The organism is Agaribacter marinus, from assembly GCF_030160655.1.
Classification (GTDB): Bacteria; Pseudomonadota; Gammaproteobacteria; order Enterobacterales; family Alteromonadaceae; genus Glaciecola; species Glaciecola marina.
In genome coordinates this window covers 66257-89790 of the sequence record NZ_BSOT01000005.1, presented here as the reverse complement: position 1 = coordinate 89790, position 23534 = coordinate 66257, and the positions used below count along the sequence as shown (strand labels likewise).

Here is a 23534-nt window from a genome sequence, read left to right as displayed (position 1 = left end):
AATGCAATACTAACAATTGGATGAAAACGATTCAGATGCTACTATGGGGAATTGCTCAAAGTCATTTACAATATTTGTATAAAAATAACAAAAATAGCATGCTAGAAATTTTGCCCTTAAACGCGTTTGACGACAATTACATTTGGTGCATTACCTCAGGAAATCGAGTGGTCGTTGTCGACCCAGGTGACGCAGACCCAGTGCTAGATTTCATTCGGCAACATCAGTTAGTGCTAGAGGCAATAATCGTTACGCATCACCATCACGACCACATAAATGGTATTCCAAGACTTACTGAGCACTTTCCGTCAGTACCTGTTTATGGGCCGCATTCTGATCGAATAAAAGCCATAACTCACCCGCTAAACCATGGCGATAACATCAGTCTACTATGTGATGCACTCGCGCTACAGGTATTACACGTGCCAGGCCATACAAGAGAACATATTGCCTATCACAATGACAACTATTTATTTTGTGGAGATACCTTGTTTTCAGCCGGCTGCGGACGAATGTTTGAAGGTACGCCACAGCAATTTTGGCACTCTTTGCGTACACTAAGATCACTCGGCGATCACCTAGAAGTATATTGCACCCATGAATACACCGAAGCCAACATTAAATTCGCACATCATTTGGAACCAAATAATCCGGTATTATCTGAATTTATGCATTGGGTATCTGGCATTCGTAGAGGGCAAGGCTGTACGTTACCAACGACTATAAAAAAGGAAAAAGCGGTTAACCCGTTTTTACGTTGTGATGTGCCCGAATTTGTGGCAAACATAAAACATGCATTAGACGTCAATTCAGACAATGCAACAGATGTATTCGCAGCGGTTCGCGCTGCAAAAGATAACTATTAATGGATAAAAGAATTATAACACTATGAAGTATATTGCCGTAATTGGATGCAGCCTCTACATGCTTGCAGGTTGTAATCTTACTGAACACTCTGAACAACGTTCGCTTGATAACAAAAATACGAGTACCGACGTTCAATCCTCATTACTTGCCAACGATGACATTTGCGAAAAAGGAGATGCCAATTTACGACAGCCGCATGAAGATTGCCAACCTCCCAGCGAAGGCGTGATTGAAGTAGAACACCCTGTTGAAAATATTGAACAAACACTTGTTAATGCATTAAAAATACATGACGACATTGCTGAATCATCGCAAGAAGTAATGCCTAACGCCAATCTTTGGTTTTATGTGGCGGAACAACTTGAATTTGACGTTCCAAGCAATCAAGGAAGGATTATTGCGCAGAAAAATTGGTATCTAAAACATCCAAATTACATGCAACGGGTATCGAATCGCGCGTCACCATTTTTGTATTACATAGTAGACCGGCTTGAAGCAGAGGGAATGCCGCTCGACATTGCGCTACTACCCATTGTCGAAAGCGCATTTGACCCCTTTGCATACTCACATGGCAGAGCCGCAGGCATGTGGCAGTTTATTCCGGGAACAGGTAAAAACTATGGTATGAAGCAAACATGGTGGTATGACGGTCGCAGAGATATCATTGAGTCAACAAATGGCGCCATTGCGTATTTAAAGCGATTACATAAAATGTTTGACGGTAACTGGTTACATGCGCTTGCCGCATATAATAGTGGCGAAGGGCGTGTAATGCGCTCTATTAGAAAAAATAAGCGATTAGGTAAACCGACTGACTTTTGGTCCTTGGACCTACCTAGAGAAACCCGTGCATACGTTCCTAAATTATTAGCCTTAACGGACATATTAAGAAATAGAGAAAGCAACAAGTTTGCCTGGCCATCGATTAAAAATACACCAGTATTAGACATTGTTGACGTGGGTTCTCAGATTGACTTATCCAAAGCGGCAAATATGGCAGGATTGACGACTGCAGAATTGCAAGCCTTAAACCCTGGATTTAACCGTTGGGCAACAGACCCTGATGGTCCTCATCATTTACTAATCCCGTTGAGTAATCTTGACACGTTTAAAGTAGCGCTAACGCAAACACCGGCGTCTGACATGCTAAATTGGGTGCGGTATAAAATACGCAGCGGTGACAGTCTTGATAAAATAGCGAACAAGTACAACACTACTACAGATGTTATCAAAGAAATCAATAACTTAAAGACATCTAGAATTATTGCAGGTAAACACTTGTTAGTACCTGTCGCGCTGAAATCAATTGAAGAATATGCATTATCGGCTGATCAACGCCTCAAAAAGACGCAATCAGTGGTAAGAGGATCGCACAAAACAGAACATAAGGTCAGGAGTGGAGATACTTTATGGGATATCGCTCAAAAACATAAAGTAGCTGTGAGAGACTTGGCAAAGTGGAACAAAATGGCGCCACGAGATCCACTAAAAGTAGGCATGAACCTGGTCGTATGGTCTGGCAAGCCTAGCATGAGCGTGTCTCAATCCGCCATTAGTCGGAATATCACTTACAGAGTACGTAGCGGTGATTCGCTTTCTAGAATAGCCAATCGCTTCAATGTGAGTATTCAAGAAATCGTGCAGTGGAATAATTTGCAAGGTAAAAAGTATTTGCAACCAGGGCAAAAGCTCAAGCTGACCATTGATGTAACGAAAACGTAGGTGTTTCGTTACATCTAATATGTCTAATGACGCACTTGATTCTGTATGTTTGTGGATATGCTAGCAATAATTTTTTTCCACCATCGGACGCACCGTCAACTCGTCGAGTGCGCAATTCCCCTGTTGGGACATCATAAATACGATAGCGTCAGCGACACTTTCAGCACTTAGGTAGGCGGGTCGATCTGCCTCTCGAAAAGGTGTGTCCACGCCGCCAGGATAAATTGCACTTACTTTAACCCCTTCATCCCTTGCTTCTTTCCGGAAGACTTTGGTTAAAGCATCAAATCCTGCTTTTGATGCTGTGTAAGCGCCAATGCCTTGATTTGAAAACCCACTTACCGTAGACAATACATTGATAATTTGACCCATCTGTTTAGCCCGCATGGATAAATTAAACACTTCCTGCATAAAAACAAAAGGTGACAACAAATTAATGTTGATCATATTTTGCATATCCTCCAGCGGAATATCAGCGACATTTCCTCGGGAAGCATTGGCACCAGCGCAATTAACCAACACGTCAATCTGTCCAAGTCGCTCAGTTGTTTTGGAAACAAACGTTTTTACTTGCTCGAAATCCGTTGCATCAAAGGTGTCTTGGAATGACACCTTACCTTTTAACTCAGGTAATGCTAATAAGTCATTCATCTTTGTGCGACTGCGCCCGCAAATTGCCAATTCAAGGTCCAAATCTGCTAACTTTAATACAAGTGATTTACCAATCCCAGAGGTCGCGCCGGTGACCAATATTTTTTTATTTATAAGGCTCATGAGTACTTAAGTGTTCCTATTTTGTAAAAGATCCTGACGCTTTTAAAAAGAAATAATTCATCCAATAAAAACACCTGCGAAGACTTATTGATTTCTAGTTCAATCTGATTAATTATAGCGCTACGCTTCATGTTAAAGCAGCACAAATATGGAAATAATGATGAAAAACAAGTTTCAACTACTCGGCGAACTTGGTGCAAGCGAGTTCCAGCATATTCAGGGATCACTTCTTCAACACTTGCAAGGCACACGCAACTTACTAAGCCAATGGAACGCTCCGCAATTTCTTCAGGATGCTGGCTTGTATCATGCTGTGTACGGTACATCAGGGTTTGATGCATCACTGTTGTCAGTCAAACAACGATATGATGTTGCACAAATAATCGGTGATGACGCTGAAGAGTTAGTTTATCAATACTGCGCCTGCTCAAGAAAAGACTTTTTCACTAAATTACTTGATGGCGCTAAAAAGCCAGAACTTATAAATCGTTTCACAGGCGACGCTTACTATTTGTCCGAAGATCTATTGCGCAACTTTTGCGAACTGACAGCCGCAAACGAAATTGAGATTGCTACCAGCAATCCAGCATTTATTGACAAGCATGGTACTTATTTACACCGCCTATTTGACAAAATGTCACCCTTTTTATCTGAGGCTGCAAACGCCAAAACTAAAGCTACTTTTTTAGCAGCTTGACACATGCAAACGCAGGGCTATTAGGCCTTGCGCCATTTTGTTCCTTCTGCACTATCTTCTAATACAACGCCTAAAGCGCTTAAGGCATCTCGGGCTTCATCTGCTTTTGACCAATTTTTATCGATCCGTGCCTGATTACGCGCCGCTATCAATGCTTCAACCTCGACTGCAAATCCCTCATCTTCATTGCCACCTTGTAAGTAATCTTCAGGATCATTTTGTAAAATCCCTATAATCGCACCAAGGCCTTTAAGTATCGCTGCCAGTCGGCTCGCATCTTCAGCTGTCGCCTTATTTAATGATTTAGACACGTCAAATAATACTGACAAAGCTACCGGCATATTAAAGTCATCATTCATCGCGGTTTCGAATGCAGTCAAATAGCCATCTGCAGATAAATCAACGTCATTAGCAACGTCAACGCCGCGTAGACTGGTATATAGACGCTCTAGTCCTGCACGTGCTTGGTCAATACTATCTTGCGAATAACTGAGTTGGCTTCGGTAATGAGCAGACATCAAAAAAAAGCGCAGTGTTTCAGCGTCATGTTTTTCAAGTACATCACGTAATGTGAAAAAGTTGCCCAACGACTTGGACATCTTTTCGTTGTCCACCTGCACCATGCCTGCATGCATCCAAGTATTTACATATGGCGTGTCGAATGCGCAGCAAGATTGCGCCACCTCATTTTCATGATGAGGGAAGATCAAATCAGACCCGCCACCATGAATATCAAAATGTGCCCCTAGATGTTTGTGATTCATCGCAGAACATTCAATATGCCATCCTGGTCGACCTTGCCCCCAAGGAGACTCCCAACTCACCTCTCCTTCTTTTGCTGTCTTCCATAACACAAAATCCAATGGATCATCTTTATCTTCCGATGTTTCGACGCGTATACCTGCCTGAAGCTGACTTAAGTCTTGTTTAGATAAACGACCGTATTCTTTGTAAGCGGACACATCAAAGAGCACATCACCACTCGCCGCGACATAGGCAAAACCTTTACTAATTAAGCTCTCAACAACATGAATAATCTCAGGCATATGCTCAGTAACCCGCGGTTCAATATCGGGTTCACACAAGTTGAGCGCGGCAAAGTCATCATGCATATGCTTAATTGTGCGTTCTGTAAGCTGCGCCGGTGTTTCACCATTTTCGGCCGCACGCGCAATTATTTTGTCGTCTACATCAGTAATGTTTCTTACATAATTCACGTGGAAACCTAAATGGCGCAAGTAGCGCACCACAATGTCAAAATTGAGGTAGGTTCTGGCATGTCCCATATGACACAAATCGTAAACCGTAATACCACACACGTAGATACCAACCTGTTCTGGCTTTATTGGTACGAACGCTTCTTTCTTGCGCGTTAAGGTATTAAAAATGTGTAATTGTGACATAGATGCTAAGTTTCCGTTTGTGTGTCATTTTTGCAAAAAGCATGTTTAAATCGGCGCAAATTCTAGCACTCAGACGCCTATTCACGCCAGTGACTTTTACGCTACTCAGTTTTACGCTAGTATTAGCGCCTTTATTTTTAATGGATGAACAACATAATGGTCGTTTTAAAAACAAATTTCGGTGACATTAAACTAAGCCTTAATGCAGAAAAAGCCCCTAAAACCGTAGAAAACTTTCTGCAATATGTAAAAGATGGCTTTTATGACAACACAATTTTTCACCGTGTCATCAGCAATTTTATGATTCAAGGCGGCGGTTTTGAAACGGGCATGGAACAAAAACCAGTTAATGCACCAATCGAAAATGAAGCAGACAATGGCTTGAGCAATAAACTTGGTTCAATTGCGATGGCGCGGACGAATGATCCTCACTCTGCCACTGCCCAGTTTTTTATTAACGTAAAAGACAACGACTTCCTAGATTTCTCTGCGCCAAACTCTCAAGGTTGGGGATATTGCGTATTTGGAGAAGTTATAGAAGGCCTAGACATTGTCGAAAAAATTAAAGCGGTTGAAACTGGCTCATCTGGTTTTCATCAAGACGTACCTGTCGATGATGTGATCATTGAATCTGCCACCATCGCAGAACAATAACGGCATTTAGTGGATAAATTTACCTACTTCATATCAGACTTGCACTTGAGTGATGATCGACCTGATATCACTCAATGTTTCATAAAATTTATGCGAGAAGAAGCGCCTAAAGCAGAGAAGTTATTTATTTTAGGTGACTTGTTTGAAGTCTGGATTGGTGACGATGACCAATCCCCTTTTAATCAGAAAATTGCGGCTGTGATATCAACGGTAAGCAAGGCAATCCCTGTATATTTCATTCATGGCAATCGGGATTTTGCCATTGGTAAAAGGTTTGCCAAACAAGCAAGCATGACAATATTACCTGAGCAAACCATTATTGATTTGTATGGCACAAGAACCCTTATTAGCCATGGGGATGAATTATGCACGCGTGATATCGAATATATGAAATTTAGGAAGAAGTCACGAGGGTGGTGGTGGCCCAAATTGATGCTTGCTTTACCGCTTAGTATACGAAAATCTATCGCAGAAAAAGGACGTAAAACAAGCAAGAATAATAAGCAAATGCTAGCCGCCAATATTATGGATGTCACGCAATCTGAAGTCGAAACAGCAATGTGCAAACACAATGTATCTTTATTCATCCATGGACATACCCACCGACCAAATATTCACGATTTTGAAGCACAAGGAAAATCGCTAAGACGTGTTGTGCTGGGGGACTGGTATTCTCAAGGCTCAATATTGTTGGTAAATAAAAACGGCTTGCGCCTAGAGCATAGAGACTTTAATTAGGTTGATTGTTCATGTGTTAATGAATGTTGACGCGCTTACACAAAATTTATATAGACGTTTCAAAAAAGTGTCGCCAAAAAGTTACGTTTTTCACTTTAAATCCAATATTCATGCGGATTTGCGTCAAAACACTTCCATATAATTTACAAATAATTAATAATTAGCCCTGAGTAGCGAGCGATAAATCAAAATAAGAATAATGAAAGGACGTTTGAGTGTTTAACCGAAGTATCAAATATATTGTGCTGTTGGCCCTTAATATCTCTATATTGCTGATATTCTATCCTACCTTTCAGGATAGTGGGGATGGAATATTTGAAACAGAATTTGTCATCGACCTTATATCTGAACGAGACGAGTTAAAAGAAGAACTGTCTCAAATACAGAATGAAATTGAAACAACGTCAACAACATCCGAAAGTGCCTCTACACAACTGGCGCAAACCCAAGCACTTATTTTAAAAAGCGAAGAAAAAGCAGAGCGTTGCGAAATAGAAAAAACGCGCTTAATTGCTGCAGTAAATGAAGCATCCGACGATGCGCAAAAGTTTGCGCAGCAAGCAAAGGATGCAGAAGCAAAAGCGGGCAACCTTGCAGACAATGCAGCACAAGCAGAACGTATCGCACAAGAAAATGCCAAACAGGCTGCTGACGCAAAAGCCGAAGCAATAAAACTCGCTCAGTTGATCGAAGCAACCAAATCCGAAGCACGACAAAATGCCGAAGACGCGTCACTTGCAAAAGCCAAAGCTGAAGAACTTGCCGAGAAAGCTGCGAAAGCACAAGAAGCCGCGAAATCCAGCGCTGAAAAAGAGCTACTCGCGAAAAAGGAAGCGCAACGCCTAGCGAAAGCAGCTAAAGACGCCAAGGCAGAGGCCGAGTCATTAAATAACAATTTATTGATTGCACAAGCAGAAGCTGAGAAAAGCGCAAAAAATGCTAGCCTTGTCGAAAACGCAACTGCAAATGCTTGCGATGCGCAGGCAAAAGAAATAGCGATGATAAACGAACAACTTAAACAAAAAGATGAACACTTTCTTAAAGTTCGCGACGAAAACATTCAACTTCAAACGCAAATTAGTCAGTTAAACAAGGCATTAAAAGACGAACAGAATAAGGTAATTCCTTCATCAAATTCAGACGAAAAAGTCATTGCTCAATTAAAAGAAAGAATTGCGAAGCTTGAAGCCGACATTGAAAATCCGATTTACCTAAAGTCAGTATATATGACTGGAAGAAAATGCAGTAATCCAAGATTTGAAGATATTGTATGTATCGAAGAGTTTATCGTTAGACCTAAATTTAGCAAAGCCCCTATCACTGATGTAACTGTGAATGTATATTCGCCCGAAAACCGCAGGGTAGCACGTGCAACATTTGCTTCAGACAGAGCGCAACTTGTTCGATTGTCTCTGGGTCGTGGGCGCGAATTAACGGCCGGTGAGTACCGTGCTGAATTCATTGTTAATGATGAAACATTAGTCAGTGACGGCCACCTTATCGCACGTAAATGAACGAGCGAATAACAGCTTAGTAGAACTGCTTTAAAAATATAGCGCTTTCATCGCAAACGCCTATATTGTCTTTCACCCATTGCTGATCATAATAACTATTGAGATAACGCTCTCCACTGTCACAAATTACAGAGACAATTGCGCCTTCTTGCCCCTTATCTTGCATTCTTTTCACTAACTGAAGCACGCCCCAAACATTAGTACCTGAGGATGGTCCGACTTTTCGCCCAAGTATATTGCTTAGCCAACGCATTGCCGAAATACTGGCTTTATCAGGCACTTTTATCATTTCATCCACTACGCCTGGTATAAATGACGGTTCAACCCGTGGTCGACCTATCCCCTCAATTTTGCTGCCACAATGGTGAACTAAACTATCATCACCAGATTTATAGTAGTCAAAAAATACTGAGTGTTCAGGATCAACGACCATCAACTCTGTCTGATAGCGTTGATAACGAATATAGCGGCCTAGCGTGGCTGAAGTTCCACCAGTACCTGGACTCATAACAATCCAGGCAGGGATAGCATAAGGCTCGTCTTCCATTTGTGAAAAAATACTTTGCGCAATATTATTGTTTCCACGCCAGTCTGTCGCCCGCTCAGCATAGGTAAACTGATCCATATAATGCCCATTTCTTTCTGCAGCTAACTGACGAGATACTGAGTAAATTTGATCCGTCTGCTCTACCAAGTGGCACTTACCTTCATAAAACGCTATTTTATTGATCTTTTCTTGCGCAGTTGATTTTGGTACAACGGCAATAAATGGTAAACCTAGTAACCTAGCAAAATAGGCTTCAGATACTGCAGTGCTGCCGGACGACGATTCTATTATTGGCGTATTTTTATCTATCTTGCCGTTACATAAAGCATATAAAAATAAAGAACGTGCCAAGCGGTGCTTCAGTGACCCCGTTGGGTGCGTACTTTCGTCTTTTAAATATATGAGGATGTTTGGATGGCTTTTTAAATCTAAGCGAATTAAGTGTGTATCTGCTGAACGCGTATAATCAGCCTCAATCGTTTTAATTGCCCAGTTGACCCATTCTCTATCCATCAATTACCTCCAAACCCAATATCAAGTGACCTAAATTTACAATAGGTAAGTACTAGTCTTTATGTATACGTATGTTATTTTGCCGGACGTCTTGGTCTATTTTTATTCTTATTGCTCGACTTAGTATTGCTAGACTGCGTTTTGCTGCCTATTTGATTGTGAGGCTGATCATCACTAAAACGCGTTAAACCTCGCTGCTGCTTAGGCGCTTTACCTTGCTTGCCTTTTGCATGCGCTTTATTCACAGAACGTTTGGCAAACTCTCTGTGTTCACGCCCTTTTAACTCATTCCGACTTTCGTAAGGCACTAAGCACTTAGGACTATTACCAATTAAATGTGCCTTACCCATTTTCTTAAGCGCAGTTCTTATTAGTGGCCAATTGGCAGGATCGTGATAACGCAACAATGCTCTATGCAAGCGACGATGAATTTCGCCTTTGGGCACTTCTACAACTTCGCTCTTGTGGTTTACCTTATGTATCGGGTTTTTATTTGTGTGATACATGGTGGTCGCGTTCGCCATCGGCGAAGGATAAAAATTTTGTACTTGGTCTAATTTAAAATTCCGCTCTTTTAACCACAGCGCCAAATTCAGCATGTCCTCATCTTTAGTACCAGGGTGAGCTGAAATAAAATAGGGAATTAAAAACTGTTCCTTGCCCGCTTCTTTAGTAAACCTGTCAAACATTTCTTTAAAACGGTCATAGGTTCCCATGCCCGGCTTCATCATTTTATCCAACGGACCTTTTTCGGTATGTTCAGGCGCAATCTTTAGATAACCGCCAACGTGATGCGTTACCAACTCTTTTACATAGCTAGGATCTTCAATCGCTAAGTCATAACGTACGCCTGACGCTATCAATACTTTTTTAACACCATCGACCGCCCTAGCCTTCTTATACAGCTCAGTCGTTGGTGATTGGTCAGTATCAAGGTGCCCACAAATGTCAGGCCAAACGCAAGAGAGTCTGCGACAAGTTTGTTCAGCTTTGGGACTCTTGCAGCGAAGTTTATACATATTAGCTGTCGGTCCACCAAGGTCAGAAATTACGCCTGTAAAGCCGGGCACTTTGTCTCGGATTTCTTCAATTTCGCGTAAAATAGAATCTTCTGATCGGCTTTGAATTACGCGTCCTTCATGCTCGGTTATTGAACAGAATGTACACCCTCCAAAGCAGCCTCGCATGATATTGACAGACGTCTTAATCATGTCATAGGCGGGAATTTTTGCTTTGCCATAACTGGGATGAGGCACACGCGCATAGGGTAAATCAAAGACCGCGTCCATTTCATCTGTTTCAAGTGGAAACGCAGGCGGATTAATCCATACTAGCCGATCGCCATGACGTTGCGCCAATGCACGAGCACAGCCAGGGTTTGTTTCTTGGTGAAGAATTCTAGAAGTATGCGCATAGTGTGTTTTTTCCGCTCTGACGACATCATAAGGCGGCAATAACACGTAGGTTTTTTCCCACGGTTTGCGTCGCTCCTTTCTTGACACAAAAGGTTGTACGACAACTGGCTTAGCTTTTTCGGCAGCGATAGCTGCTTGCTTATCTTCCTCAGACGCAATCGCACACTTGTCATCAATAATTTCATAAGGACTAACAATCGGATCAATTTTGCCAATCGTATCTACATGCGTCGAATTTACGCCTTGCCAACCCGGTAGGGGCTCTTTTCGAATGACCGCCGTACCTCGAATGTCTTGCATCTGTTCAATGGTTTCGCCTGCGGAAAAGCGATGCGCCATTTCAATTAAGGGCCGCTCTGCGTTTCCAAACATCAACATATCTGCTTTAGAATCAAACAAAACAGAGCGCTTAACTTTATCAGACCAATAATCATAATGCGCAATACGTCGTAAACTGGCTTCAATACCGCCAATGACCACCGGTTTTTTGTAGGCTTCTTTACACCGCTGCGTATATACTGTCACAGCTCTGTCTGGGCGCTTTCCACCTTCATTGTTCGGAGTATAAGCGTCATCATGGCGTAACTTTCGGTCAGCAGTATAGCGATTGATCATCGAATCCATGTTGCCCGCTGTCACACCAAAAAATAAATTCGGCTCGCCTAATTTCATAAAATCGGTTTTGGAACGCCAATCAGGCTGCGAGATAATACCCACTCTGAATCCCTGAGCTTCAAGCGTTCGTCCAATGACGGCCATGCCAAAACTGGGATGGTCGACATAAGCGTCGCCTGTCACAATGATAATATCGCAGCTATCCCAACCGAGCTTATCCATTTCTTTACGAGACATAGGCAAGAATGGCGCAGGATCAAAACACTCAGCCCAGTATTTCGGAAATGAAAACAAACCACGTTCAGCCTTCATTCTTGGCGTCACTGTTTTTCTAGAAGCTGGTAGACTGGTTGGCATGTAAATCCTGTTAAATACGTTATCCATGCACGCATATAGGAATGCACAGACATTGTGGAGCAAATATTTTTGTATTGTATCAGAATTAGGCAAGTAGGGCAGTAGATAGCGCAGTGGAGTAACCCCAAATTAGACACGAAAAATCGCGACTAATTTGGGCAGCTCAAACACACGACCAATGCAACTTGAGCCATCAGGTAACTTCAAGATGCAGTTTAATGAGAATTATTCTTATTAGCAAGCTGAATTTTAATACGAATTTCTATAAAAATACGCTGACGCTGCAAATCACTCCTTCACAACAAGCTCAGGTTTTACGATACTAATCTTTGCTCGGCTCATCACCTGTTCAACTTGCTCAATATATTGCCGTTGAATGGTGATATCGGGCGACTCATTGTATGCCTCAAGTAAGGCAATAAAACGCTCATGGTCACCCAAGGCTTTTTCTGTCGCCTCCTTTGCATATGCTTGTGCATTCAGTTTAGTCTTATTCGCTTCACTTCTGGCTTTTGCTAGTTGTGTGCTGCGTTCACCCCGCGCATCTTGTATTAACTTCTGTTTTTCAGAACGAGCGGCGGCAACCTTATCAAAACCCTTTTTGATTGATAGCGGTGGCTCTAATCGTTTTATCTGTACGGACGTTATACGTAAGCCCAATTGATACTGATGCGTATATGATTGAATTGCATTTTTTATGTAATTTTGAAAACGCGTTCTACCAGTAGTTAATACACTTTCAAAACCATTACCGCCGACGTAATACAAGGTCTCTGCGCGTGCGATTTGTTGAAGTACTGCTTCGGCATCAAGCGCGGCATTATAAAATACACTGGGCTCACTCACATTGTATTGAACTTCAAGCGCCACCGTCACCAAATTGCCATCTCCTGTGGTTAACTCAGGTTGGATAAATTTTTGCGCGCCTTCGCTAAAATCAATAGATATAGAACGTAATGAAGTCGACGTGAGTTTTTGCACCTTTTCAAAAGGCCAAGGCAAATGGTAATGCATACCTGGCATCACGTTGTCTTCGATAACCTTGCCCAGTTGAGTAACAATAGCGCGCTGCTCTTGCCCTACTGAATAAAAGCCACTTAGCAAATACAAAATTGGCACAAACACTATCAATAGCGAAACAAAAAACTTTTTGTGCGCGGACGCAATATGCGTAATATCGTTCTTAAGTGACATTATTTTTGTGCTTCTGGCGGTGTAAACAACGAATCAAAAATTTCAGTATCAGAAGACAATATTAACTGGCTATCTTCATTTATTATTTTGTCATAAGCATCCAGTTTCCGCGTAAACTTATAGTATGCTTGGTTTAGTTCAAAAGCATCAGCATACAGCCTAGCCGCTTCCGCTTCACTTCTACCCTTGACGTTTTGTGCATCTCTATAAGCAACGGCCTTAAGATTTCTAATTTCTAACTCTGTTTCTGCGCGAATTTTCGCCGCTTCTTCTTGTCCTTCGGCTCGGTACTGGCGAGCTAGTTTATCCCACTCAGATTCCATACGTTTATAAATTGCCAATAAATTCTGTTTAGGAAAACCGAGTCGATTGGGGCGAATGGATACCACTTCAATGCCTAATTCTCTCAGCGCTATCTCGTTTGCCGAATCAGTAATGTGATCAAACGTTTGTTCAACTTTGTTTTGATCCTGTCCAACAGTAAAGATGTCGTTCAAAGGCAATGAGCCAATGGCCGCGCCTACTTCAGCGTTGGTTAGCGTTTCTAACCGTTGTTCAGCGATCTCGTTGTTTCTTACACTCGCGAGATAGGACATTGGCTCGATTATTTTCCATACAACAAATACATCTACCACTAAATTCCGTTGGTCGAGTGTTCCGTATTCGGCGGGTAAAATTTGAAACATCTGTAGGCGTTTGTCCAAGCGCTTTACGGTCTGAATTGGGTCAGGTAGTTTAAATGCAGGACCAGCATCCTGGATAATACTTACAGGCCTTCCAAACTGGGACACCACTACAATTTCAGTTTCTTTTACGGCAACAACACTAGTGATAGCGAAATAAATGCCAATCACTGAAAATAATATGCCCCAGACAATTCGTTTCATATATTACTTACTTCCGTTTATCTTGATTGTTTAGTACCCAATTGCGCACATCTTCATGCGCGATCTTTGGGTCGGCAATGATTAGTCGTTTATCCCTTAACGTATTGGTAAAGGAGTTGATGTAATGATTGAACGCGAATGCATTCGGCGAGAATTTATAGGTGTCTGCAACAGACATCATGCGCATTACATCACCTTCGGCAATCTTTAAATTTTCGTTTGATGTCGCTTTTACTGTCGCAGTTTGCGTCACTACTTCTGCATTAGCCACAGGTAAGTCATTTAAGCGCTGCGCCACCGCACGATTTATCCGTTGTTGTTTTTCTTGGTCTGCGGTCAAAACGTCGCGATAACTATTCACCACCATGGCGGGCGGCTGCAAAGATTGAATTTGGGCATCAACTATTGTGATGTCAATATCGATGGCAGCCAATTGACGTTTAATCGCAACCGCTATGTCATCTGCAAACGCCCAATGACTTGTTTGCCCTATTTGATCGAATGTTAGGGTTCGCGTTGAATCGGCTAGGGTCATTTCGCTAAACATCCTCACAATTGTACTGATATCGTCACTCATGATACTTGTCTGCGCTGGCTTACTAAGGCGAAATTGTAACGTAAAGTGGATAGCAACTAAATTTTCATCCCCTGTGACTAAGTAGGACGTTTCGTCCGTTAGCACCCGACTCTCCTTTATTTCTTTCCACATTTTATGTTCGAGTGAGCTAGGTAAATTTGTTTCGCTACCAACGGTAATCGACATCAGTTCTTGGTCAGCAATTAGCGCAATACGCCCTAAAGGCCATGGTATGCTGTAATGTAAACCTGGTACCAAAGGTTCACCTATATGTTGATTAAAGTACTGTTTAATCCCTAAGTAACCATGAGGTACTTGTTGAAAACCACTGAGACCATAAATACTAACAATCACGCCTATCAAATAGTGTTTGTATCTTAAGGTAGTACGAATCGCATGCCAACTTGTGCGAGTAATTCGTTTCCCTACTGGTAATTTATGAACCAAGGCAGCAAGGGTTTCAAATAGAGATAACTGATCAAAGTCAGTACCTTTTACCAAACTTCGAATACCAGACATCAACAATTCTATGCCTGACAATCCAATCATTACCGCAATCAAAATCGCAATAACGTTGTCCAAATAAATACCAACCATAAACCCGACGAGAGAAAACAAGACCGCAAAAGAACTAAACAAATCCACCAAGCTATGGTAACCGTCCGCTTCCAAGGCTGGAGAATCGGTCTCTTTACCCACATAGGTTTTAAGTTTTGCCATAAAAAACACTAAGGCAATAACCACAAGCATGCCTGCAATTCCTACCCAAACATTTTCTAAAATTTGAGCTTCGTTTCCACGAATAGCACGCACAATTTCGACTGGTACGTATAAAATGATAAGAGCTACCGCAATGGCTAACATTGATTCAATGCGCCTAGCTAAGCGAATGCCCTGCTCACTGTTCTTTTTTTCCTGCTGACGGCGAACCACTATGCCGCACAACAAAATGAGAGACACAATAAAATCAGTTGCGGAATGATAGGCATCGGCTAGCAACGCCGCACTGCCTGTCACAAGGGCAAGCGCAAACTTGATAACGGTTAATACAATGTCTGCACCGATGGCAATCAGTGAGGTTTTAATTCTTCTATCATTAATCATTACAGCAATATTCTTTTTATTATTTCGTCGGATTGCGCGAACGCTGCTACCCGACGTAGACATGTGAACGTTAATGTCAGAGTGGCCGTACTGGCTACTCCTGCCAATCTAGTCGAATATCCCATACGTATCTAAATTCAGGCATCAAAGGAAATTCATCAAAGTCAACTTGGCGATAAACATTCGTCGCTGGCGTAAGGTTCACATCACGGCCATAAATATAACTTTGTTCTGTGACAATTTGGTGATAGGCCTTATTTAGCTGCATTGCTCGTTCAACTGAGGGTGTTATTAACTCGTACACACTATCTAAGGCGCGGATTTCATCTTCTTTTACGGAGCCGTCTTTATTAAACCAACGCGCAATCATTTCTTGGTTTTGACGAAATTCATCACCGCCACCAACACGTTTCAAATATGTTAAATACTCCCCTTCTAATTCACCGATATTTGGTCTGTCCTTTATGTCGCGCAAATTCGTGTAACCCCATCCATCCGCACCTTCTTTTTTACGCGCAAAAGAAAAAACAGTATCGACAGTTGCCCCAACGCTTTTATGGCAACCCATACAAAAAAACTGCTCTTCAAAATGTTGTTTTCTTAGCTCACCATTTTGATCTTCAATAAATCCCCAAATTGTCCAGCCTTGTCGGTTAGACATGCCTTTATCACCGTAATCTTGTACGGCCGGTAAATTTTCATAATGTTTTTCTTTTCTTTCACCATAATTTACCGAGGTAATTTTTGCTGGAGTCATAAACTGATTTTTCCGCGAATAGCGTATTTCTTTCATCCGTTTAGATTGAGTAATTTGCTGCCCTTCATCAAGGCCCAAATAACGCACGGTATGCATAAACTCAGTGCCAACTGGAAAAAGTGAACGAGTAACCGGTACTGTGGATGCATCGCCTAAGTAATGTTCTCGCGAAAGCATTTTATCGGTGCTCACGGAGACCACACCATCGCCGTCTAAGTCAATACCAATTTCTGCCTCGTTAAGTGCATTTACACGAATTTCGTCCAAGGTTTTAATCGCCATTTCCACGAGGCTTAAATTAGCAAAGTAAACACTTTCAGAAAATTCACCATTTAGCTCAGAAAATTCAGGTGATAGGCGGATCATGACATCATTAGTTGAACCGTTCGTTGGCCAAAACGTACTCGGCAATGATTTAAATTTATATGCGACCCAACGCGAGCCATCAAGCGCTAAACCGTTTGTATCAAACGCGTCTGCACCTAAATGCAAGCCCTTAAGATTTGGATTAACACCAGTCCAATTATCGTCCATCCACTGGGTCCAAGTGGTATAATTTTCGGTGTCGATATAGTCTAAGATAACGTCATCAGACAGCGACTCAATGTAACCTGTTCTATCAGTAAATAGATTTACCCAGCTATTAATGCGTCCTTGGTCAGAAAACCCATAAGTCCCTTGCAAGAAACCATCATTTAAGTCGTTCACCCTTTTTTCAGATGCGTCATAACTTTGATGGCACACATAACAAGGATTATATTTACCTTCAGTTTTTGTATAACACTGAGATGGAATAAGTGCTTCGGGGTTGTACAATTCTCCGTTTTCAATCCACGCCATTGCAGGTATACCATCGGTCAATCTAGCCACAGCTGAAAATGGGTGTTCTTCAAACTGAGAACTAGGCTTCTCTTCAGCCCGTTTAACAGAGGTCTCTGGTGTACATGCGAAAAGAAGCAAACAAAATGGGGCGAGGTAAAGCGGATTGAAATTAAACACGATAATACTCAATTAAATGAAACGGTAAAACGAGAAAAAGAAGGATACACATGTACCCTTCTTGTTTTATGTATAAACTACTCAGCGATGTTTATTCCGCTGCTTTTGGATCATACATCCACAATGTATTGTTGGTTTGGCTGCCGTCTTCACCTAATAAGATACGGCCGTCGTCCATCACCATCACATTGTCAGGCTGCGACAAGTTATTCACGTCACAACGTTCAGCACCGTCTAAGCTAGAACGATATGTCGCGCCCATTAGTACTGGCTCAATTCTCGCGACATCATAGCCAGCAGTTAACGGCATACGGTAGACACCACCGCAATCTTTAACACGGTCAGATAACTGGATATCACCTTCATCATCAATCATGCCACGGTCTATATCTGCAATTGCAAAGTACACATATGCCTCAGAAACAATTTCACCGTCGCCATTTACATCCGTGCCAGTTTCGGCTTCTTCTGCACGCATCACGTTTACGTTAATGCCTTCAAATTTACGCCATTCAGCGGTAGCGCCTTTTGCACGCGCAGCTTTACGAGATTCCAAAAAAGCCACTCGGTCGTCCATCGGCTCTCCAGCCGTTACTGCACCGCCATATGTATCGGCATCAGTTGTCTCATAACCGGCGGCAACTGCGTCTGCAGAGGCCGTGTCTGCTGACGGATACGCTGCATCACCATTTGCCCAAGCAATAGCATCAGCATCAGTGATGTAGCTGCTTCTTCCTGCTACATAGTCTGCTGTGCCAATACTGTCATATTCGGCAATCCACGTTTCGATTTGCGTGTTGTTACCACTCGCTAATTCAATCCATGTAATATCAAAACCGGTCGTCGCTGGCTCACTGCTGCCCGCGTCTTGTGTTATTTTTGCAGCGTAAAGTGTACCTGCACTTAAATCACCAGCCGTATCAGCGATGAATTTATAAAATACGCCATTAGTACTGTCTTGTGACAAATAAACGGTGCGTTGGTCCGGCATTACTACAGAGTTTTCGTGCTCAAAACGACCCATTGCATAATGTTTTACAGGGACAACGTTTGCTACGTCGCCGTCAAGTGGGTTAGTAATCTCAACGATGTAATGATACCTATAGGTATTTGGGTATACATCTGCTTCTGATGCAGTAGTCTCAGCACCATTAATATAGGTTGCTAATGCATCTCGAGACGACGTGTCGACATCTGCATCTGGCGCGTTCCATGCTTCTGTATTGTCACCAAAATTACCCCATTCTTCTGAAGTAAGCGGTGTATTCCATGGAGACAGAGTACCGAAGCAATTTGCAATTGTGCCATACGCGCCAAAATCTAACATTTCAGCGTCCGTCACTGTCCATCTTACATCACCAGGCGCTTTTGAAATTAGCGCTCGACTCATTCCACCAGGAAAATACTCCCAGTTGGTAAACAAATAGCCAGTTGTCTCATTCATTGGCACATAGGCATTGAAGTCGACCATGTCAGCACGCACAACTTCAAAGGTACCTGACGCATCATAAACTGACCCAATACCTTCCGCTGGGGCGCTAGCGAAGTCATCACCGCCTTTAAGCAATACCTGATATTCGCCGTAAGCAACTTGCACGGTTTGCTTTTCTTCATCGGTTAATGGCACAGGTGAAGAAATAGTATTTTTTGGCAGGCTATTTAGGTTAACGCCAGTCACGACGCCCACAATCGCATCGTTGTGAACAATACCGTCAGCATCTTCAACGCTGTTGGCGGCGTCCGGATGTTGCGCATTAAAAAATAAATCGCCATTTGGAGAAAGGAACATACCTGTTACTTCAGCGCCCGAAGGTACAGTCGCAAACCGTGTTAAACCGGCAGGCATTGATACCGTAGTATTGCCATCTTGGCCGTCAGCACCGTCTTGTCCATCTACACCGTCCTGTCCAGCGGCTCCTTGTGTACCATCTTGTCCGGCCGGGCCTTGTGCACCAGCGGCACCAGATGGGCCTTGAGCGCCATCATCACCATCACATGCAGTTAGTGCAAAAATTGGCACAGCGATCATCATTGCAGAACGCATAGCCTTCGCAAGCCGTGTTTTTGTAAACACAGTGGTTTTAAGTGAGTTCATGTTGAAGTTACCTTGTCATTTATAATAAAAACTCTTTCACTACTGCTGGGATTGGTCAGAAACCAACAGCGTCGTCGAAAGAGTGGTTTTTGTTGTTAAGCTACATCAACATATTTACCGAGCGTCATCAGTAGAATATTTTCTGTCGAACGTACATGTAAAAATCGATCGAATCGCGACATGATCTTTAACAACCTGTGGCAAGGTACACAGCTTAAATGACGTTAAAATTAAACTAAAATTACAGTAATGTGACGATTATAAAACAGGGGAAGGCAAAGGCGTTATGCGTTTAGCTACCATAACACCGATGTTAAGCAATTGATTTCAAAGGGTTTTCATCATTTATTGGATTCGCCCACGGTAGTCGCCCTTTGACGACCGCAGAATACCTAACTTCGCTCTTTAACATTGGACAAATTAACACTACCGCTGCCATCATCAATGAGCGTAAATGATTTCGCGCCATCTACGTTAATACTGCCCGAACCATCATCAACAATAACATGGCCATCAATACCTCGCAGTGTGATTGAACCAGAACCATCTTCGACGCGCACATCACCTTTCACGTCGGTAATTTCAACACTCCCTGAACCATCATCTAAGCGTAGATCTCCGCCAATGTTCTGAATAATAATTTTTCCTGAACCGTCCTCAACGTTTAACTCACCGCGAATATTAGTCAGCTGCATAGACCCTGACCCATCATCAACGCGCACATTATTTGTAAAGTCGTCGACTTTAATTTCACCCGAACCATCTACAATATCTAACACTAAATTATTGGGCACTGTTACGGTTAAATCGATTTTTGCGTTGTAATTTGGGGCGCGTTTGCCGACTTTCGTTATGAGAAACGCTTTATTCCCTTTCTCTTCAAGATTTAAGGTAAAATCAGTGTCTTCGAACTCATCGCTGATTAGGGTCGCTTCTACTAAAATCTCTGAAATGCCTGCCTTCCCTTTCACATGTAAGAAGCCGGCACTAGCATCAATTTTGAACGCTTTGATGCCTTTAGTAGGTAGTGTTAGTTCTTTTTCTTGGATAGTTTCGGCATTTGCGGCAAAAGACAAAATGACGAGAGAGCAGCACAATGCGTTGAAATAGGCGTTAGTTTTCATAAGTAGTCCTTTAAAAGATTTGTTAGTCTTTAGGTAAGACGCCACTGTACACTTAAAAGTTTATATGTATGATTTTTTATATCGATATTGCGCTTATTTTGTTGAAAATGACCACTATAGTGCGCGTTGGCAATGCATGATTTAGTTGCATATATGGAGTTTACACATCAAAATTTTTAAATATTTATTGCTTAGTTTTATCACTTTATTGCTAATTTTATCAGCTATCGGTGCCGCTTTCGTTTGGCTCTCACCTGTGTTTGGCGGTAAACCAGACAACACAAGTCAGACGAAAATAACACAATCAACACACTTCAATGGCGAAACCTTTGAAAACTTGACGCCGACAAAAATCAGTACGCGAACAGAAGACAGCCCGTCCACTTGGGATTTCCTAGAAGGCTTTATTTTTGGCGTTGAGGGGAAAAACCCAAGTGCACCAGTGCCAAGTCAATCGTTAAACGGCGTATTGCTCCAAGATGGCGAAATGATTTGGTTTGGACACTCTACCGTATTAATGGCAACAAATGGCCTAAGCGTCATCACCGACCCGGTGTTCTATCGCGCGTCACCACTACCAATTGGCGGCGCGCCATTTGAATTGCAAGCACCAATAACAACTGAGCAACTGCCACCTATTGACGTAGTGCTAATATCTCACGACCACTATGACCATCTCGATATGCAAGCCGTCAAAGACATGGCAAAGCAAGTAAAACACTTTATTGTACCACTGGGTATTAAGGCGCATTTACAGCACTGGGGAATAAATTCAAACAAAATAACCGAGCTTGACTGGTACGAAAGTAAAACAATAAATAATGTCAATTTTATATTAGCTCCTTCACGACATTTTAGTGGCCGAGGTTTAACTGACAGAATGAAAACACTCTGGGGTTCATGGATAGTAAATGCGCCAGCGTTGAAAGTATATTTTAGTGGCGACGGCGGCTATTCATCCGAATTCAAGAAGATTGGAAGTACCTATGGCCCATTTGATTTAGCCATAATGGAAAATGGCGCATACGACCAGAACTGGGCGCAAATACATATGTTTCCCGAACAAACTATAAAAGCCAGTGAAGAGCTAAAAGCGAGCAACTTACTCCCTGTACATTGGGGCAAATATGATCTTGCAAACCATCATTGGTTAGCACCCATTCAACGTTTATCGAAGGCAGCTAAACATTCAGAGGTTAGGCTCGTCACGCCTATTATTGGTAAACCTTTCACGCTAAATGAAAAGACGAATCAGACGTGGTGGGCAGATTGATAAATACTGCCCATCTATACTGCGTGTTATATATTCGTGTTGCTGTTTGGCTGGCCACTATGAAATTTAAAGTCTTCGTCCGGAGACTCAATTAAGTCGGCCTCTATGGTCCCAAAGAACGCGACGCGTTCAGAGATATCGGTTCCCGCAATCTCTTTAGCTAACTGAAGATAATCTTGATAGTGCCTAGCCTCTGAGCGAAGTAAAGACACATAAAAATCGCCCAATTCCTTATCCAGATGTGGGGCGATTTTCGCAAAACGTTCACAAGAACGAGCCTCAATATATGCGCCACATATCAATTTATCTATTAGTGCGTCCGGTTCATGGGTTTTAACGTGTCTGAGTAAGCCTTTGGCGTAGCGACTTGAATTGATATTTTCATACTCGATGCCGTAAGTCTCCATCATCTCTAACACGTGGTAAAAATGATGCAGTTCTTCGCGAATGAGCATCACCATTTCATAAATCAACTCTTGACTATTAGGTTTACCCGATTTAAGCATAATCGATTTATTGAGCTTCAGTTTATCCAAATGGCAAATTAAAATTTAGTCGAAACGTTCTTCGTTAACCTTAAACAAAATTGGCTATTGAAATTACCGCAACCAACCCGCGAGGTATGAAAAGTCCTTTAGGAATGTATTCAGCATTAATTACGCAGAACGATTAGTGCTGCGCCAGCTAATCTGTGCAATTCTGTTTCTAACCTGCAATCGATGGGAAAGCACTCAGGAATTCTTGAGCTGCTGGGCCGAGCGCAGTATCACTTTGCCATAGTATGACGATAGGCAAATCAATTCCATTGGTTGTATTGTCAAAATTTAATTTAATTAACTTTAGATCGTTTTTGTAGCGAGAAAAAGTAGTTTTAGGGATGTTGGCCCATCCGGCTCCCTGTGCAACAAGCTCCAGGGCAACTTCAAATGAGTTGGTTCTTAACGTTGAATTAGAAACTTCAAGACTACTCTCACCTAACGGTATCGACAAACTGGTGACAATCACTTGTTTGAATCGGAATAAGTCCTTAATGTCATTTCTGTATTGCGACTTTATCTTTTCATAAAAACTCTCAGACGATATTGCTATAAAGGTTTCCCAGCTTACAAGTTTAAAACTTTTATCCTTCGACAACTTTACTGGCTGAAAGCCAATAGCAAGATTTATAGTCTGGTGCCGCAGTGATTCATCGAGTTCTTCTTGTGGCATATAGCGTACATCTAACATTAGATTAGGGTAGCGCTCCTGCACTGTATTGACTGATTGGCTCCACGCGTCATAAGGCACGCCAGCCGCGATACCAAGGATGAGTTTAGCCTCTAGCCCTAATGACAGCTCAGCAGACAATCTATCCAGTTGCAGCAACTGCTCTGCAGCAAACTTTAGCTGGGGGAGTATGGCTAGAGTCTGTCTGCTGGGTGTTACATTCTTCTTATGTCGTTCAAATAACTTAAAACCAAGCTCTGCTTCAAGATTCGCTATGTGCATATTGACTGCAGAAGGCACCCTCTTGAGCTTTCGCGCAGCGCCGGAAAACGACCCCTGATTTATCACCTCAAGGATCGTTATTATTGCTTCATTACTAAATTTCATAACTTTAACTTCTCAACAATTTAATTTTTACTATCAGAAAAAATGACAATTATTGTCTTTTATTGTCATTTTAACTGTTATTAAATGAAAGGCGATCATTAAATCGGTTAAACAA

The 23534-nt window shown here is 42.2% G+C and carries 18 protein-coding genes and 1 pseudogene; 7 read left to right on the top strand and 12 right to left on the bottom strand.

Translation table 11 applies throughout. The annotated features are described in order from the left end of the window. The first annotated feature begins 20 nt into the window (after positions 1-20). Positions 21-866, top strand: a complete 846-nt coding sequence (gene gloB, locus QQK00_RS02070) for a hydroxyacylglutathione hydrolase (RefSeq protein ID WP_284215823.1) — start codon at positions 21-23, stop codon at positions 864-866. A 22-nt stretch (positions 867-888) separates the two neighbouring features. Then, positions 889-2589, top strand: coding sequence for a lytic transglycosylase (locus QQK00_RS02065; RefSeq protein WP_284215822.1), 1701 nt, complete (start codon positions 889-891; stop codon positions 2587-2589). A gap of 60 nt (positions 2590-2649) precedes the next feature. Here the strand turns inward: QQK00_RS02065 and QQK00_RS02060 are convergent, their stop codons facing one another. Continuing rightward, positions 2650-3363, bottom strand: a complete 714-nt coding sequence (locus tag QQK00_RS02060) for an SDR family oxidoreductase (RefSeq protein ID WP_284215821.1) — start codon at positions 3361-3363, stop codon at positions 2650-2652. Between the two features lie 160 nt (positions 3364-3523). On the opposite strand from QQK00_RS02060, the gene QQK00_RS02055 reads away from it, so the two are divergent. Then, positions 3524-4060, top strand: coding sequence for a DUF6817 domain-containing protein (locus tag QQK00_RS02055; RefSeq protein ID WP_284215820.1), 537 nt, complete (start codon positions 3524-3526; stop codon positions 4058-4060). Between the two features lie 20 nt (positions 4061-4080). Here QQK00_RS02055 and cysS read toward each other — a convergent pair whose 3' ends face one another. Further along, entirely contained in the window at positions 4081-5463 is a 1383-nt protein-coding gene (gene cysS / locus QQK00_RS02050; protein WP_284215819.1) for a cysteine--tRNA ligase, read from the bottom strand. A 156-nt stretch (positions 5464-5619) separates the two neighbouring features. On the opposite strand from cysS, the gene QQK00_RS02045 reads away from it, so the two are divergent. From QQK00_RS02045 to QQK00_RS02035, 3 genes are all read left to right on the top strand, one after another. Beyond that, complete coding sequence (locus QQK00_RS02045; protein ID WP_284215818.1) at positions 5620-6117, top strand: peptidylprolyl isomerase; 498 nt, start codon at positions 5620-5622, stop codon at positions 6115-6117. A 9-nt stretch (positions 6118-6126) separates the two neighbouring features. Then, positions 6127-6855, top strand: coding sequence for a UDP-2,3-diacylglucosamine diphosphatase (gene lpxH / locus QQK00_RS02040; protein ID WP_284215817.1), 729 nt, complete (start codon positions 6127-6129; stop codon positions 6853-6855). 215 nt (positions 6856-7070) lie between these two features. Continuing rightward, positions 7071-8369: a coiled-coil domain-containing protein gene (locus QQK00_RS02035; RefSeq protein WP_284215816.1), complete on the top strand. Its 1299-nt coding sequence runs from the start codon at positions 7071-7073 to the stop codon at positions 8367-8369. Between the two features lie 16 nt (positions 8370-8385). Here QQK00_RS02035 and QQK00_RS02030 read toward each other — a convergent pair whose 3' ends face one another. From QQK00_RS02030 to QQK00_RS01995, 8 genes are all read right to left on the bottom strand, one after another. Then, complete coding sequence (locus QQK00_RS02030) at positions 8386-9429, bottom strand: PLP-dependent cysteine synthase family protein (protein ID WP_284215815.1); 1044 nt, start codon at positions 9427-9429, stop codon at positions 8386-8388. Positions 9430-9503: 74 nt separating this feature from the next. Further along, positions 9504-11816: a YgiQ family radical SAM protein gene (locus QQK00_RS02025; RefSeq protein ID WP_284215814.1), complete on the bottom strand. Its 2313-nt coding sequence runs from the start codon at positions 11814-11816 to the stop codon at positions 9504-9506. A 288-nt stretch (positions 11817-12104) separates the two neighbouring features. Beyond that, complete coding sequence (hflK, locus tag QQK00_RS02020) at positions 12105-13010, bottom strand: FtsH protease activity modulator HflK (protein WP_284215813.1); 906 nt, start codon at positions 13008-13010, stop codon at positions 12105-12107. Beyond that, positions 13010-13897, bottom strand: coding sequence for a protease modulator HflC (gene hflC, locus QQK00_RS02015; protein WP_284215812.1), 888 nt, complete (start codon positions 13895-13897; stop codon positions 13010-13012). The genes hflK and hflC overlap by 1 nt, the downstream gene beginning before the upstream one ends. Positions 13898-13904: 7 nt before the next feature. After that, positions 13905-15578 (bottom strand): cation diffusion facilitator family transporter, encoded by a 1674-nt coding sequence (locus tag QQK00_RS02010; RefSeq protein ID WP_284215811.1) that lies wholly within the window; start codon positions 15576-15578, stop codon positions 13905-13907. A gap of 94 nt (positions 15579-15672) precedes the next feature. Continuing rightward, on the bottom strand, positions 15673-17334 hold the full coding sequence (locus tag QQK00_RS02005) for a hypothetical protein (protein ID WP_284215810.1): 1662 nt from the start codon (positions 17332-17334) through the stop codon (positions 15673-15675). A 91-nt stretch (positions 17335-17425) separates the two neighbouring features. Next, positions 17426-19429, bottom strand: a complete 2004-nt coding sequence (locus tag QQK00_RS02000; RefSeq protein WP_284215809.1) for an alkaline phosphatase PhoX — start codon at positions 19427-19429, stop codon at positions 17426-17428. A 392-nt stretch (positions 19430-19821) separates the two neighbouring features. Continuing rightward, a complete protein-coding gene (locus QQK00_RS01995) occupies positions 19822-20553 on the bottom strand; it encodes a DUF4097 family beta strand repeat-containing protein (RefSeq protein WP_284215808.1) in 732 nt (243 codons plus the stop codon). Positions 20554-20761: 208 nt separating this feature from the next. Here QQK00_RS01995 and QQK00_RS01990 point away from each other — a divergent pair, with 208 nt between their 5' ends. Beyond that, on the top strand, positions 20762-21826 hold the full coding sequence (locus QQK00_RS01990) for an MBL fold metallo-hydrolase (protein WP_284215807.1): 1065 nt from the start codon (positions 20762-20764) through the stop codon (positions 21824-21826). Positions 21827-21852: 26 nt separating this feature from the next. On the opposite strand, the pseudogene QQK00_RS01985 reads toward QQK00_RS01990, so the two are convergent. Together QQK00_RS01985 and QQK00_RS01980 are read right to left on the bottom strand one after the other, a co-directional pair. Beyond that, positions 21853-22362 (bottom strand): annotated as a pseudogene (locus QQK00_RS01985) (MiaE family protein); the annotation flags it as partial. Between the two features lie 169 nt (positions 22363-22531). Further along, positions 22532-23419: a LysR family transcriptional regulator gene (locus QQK00_RS01980; RefSeq protein WP_284215806.1), complete on the bottom strand. Its 888-nt coding sequence runs from the start codon at positions 23417-23419 to the stop codon at positions 22532-22534. Between the last annotated feature and the right edge of the window lie 115 nt (positions 23420-23534).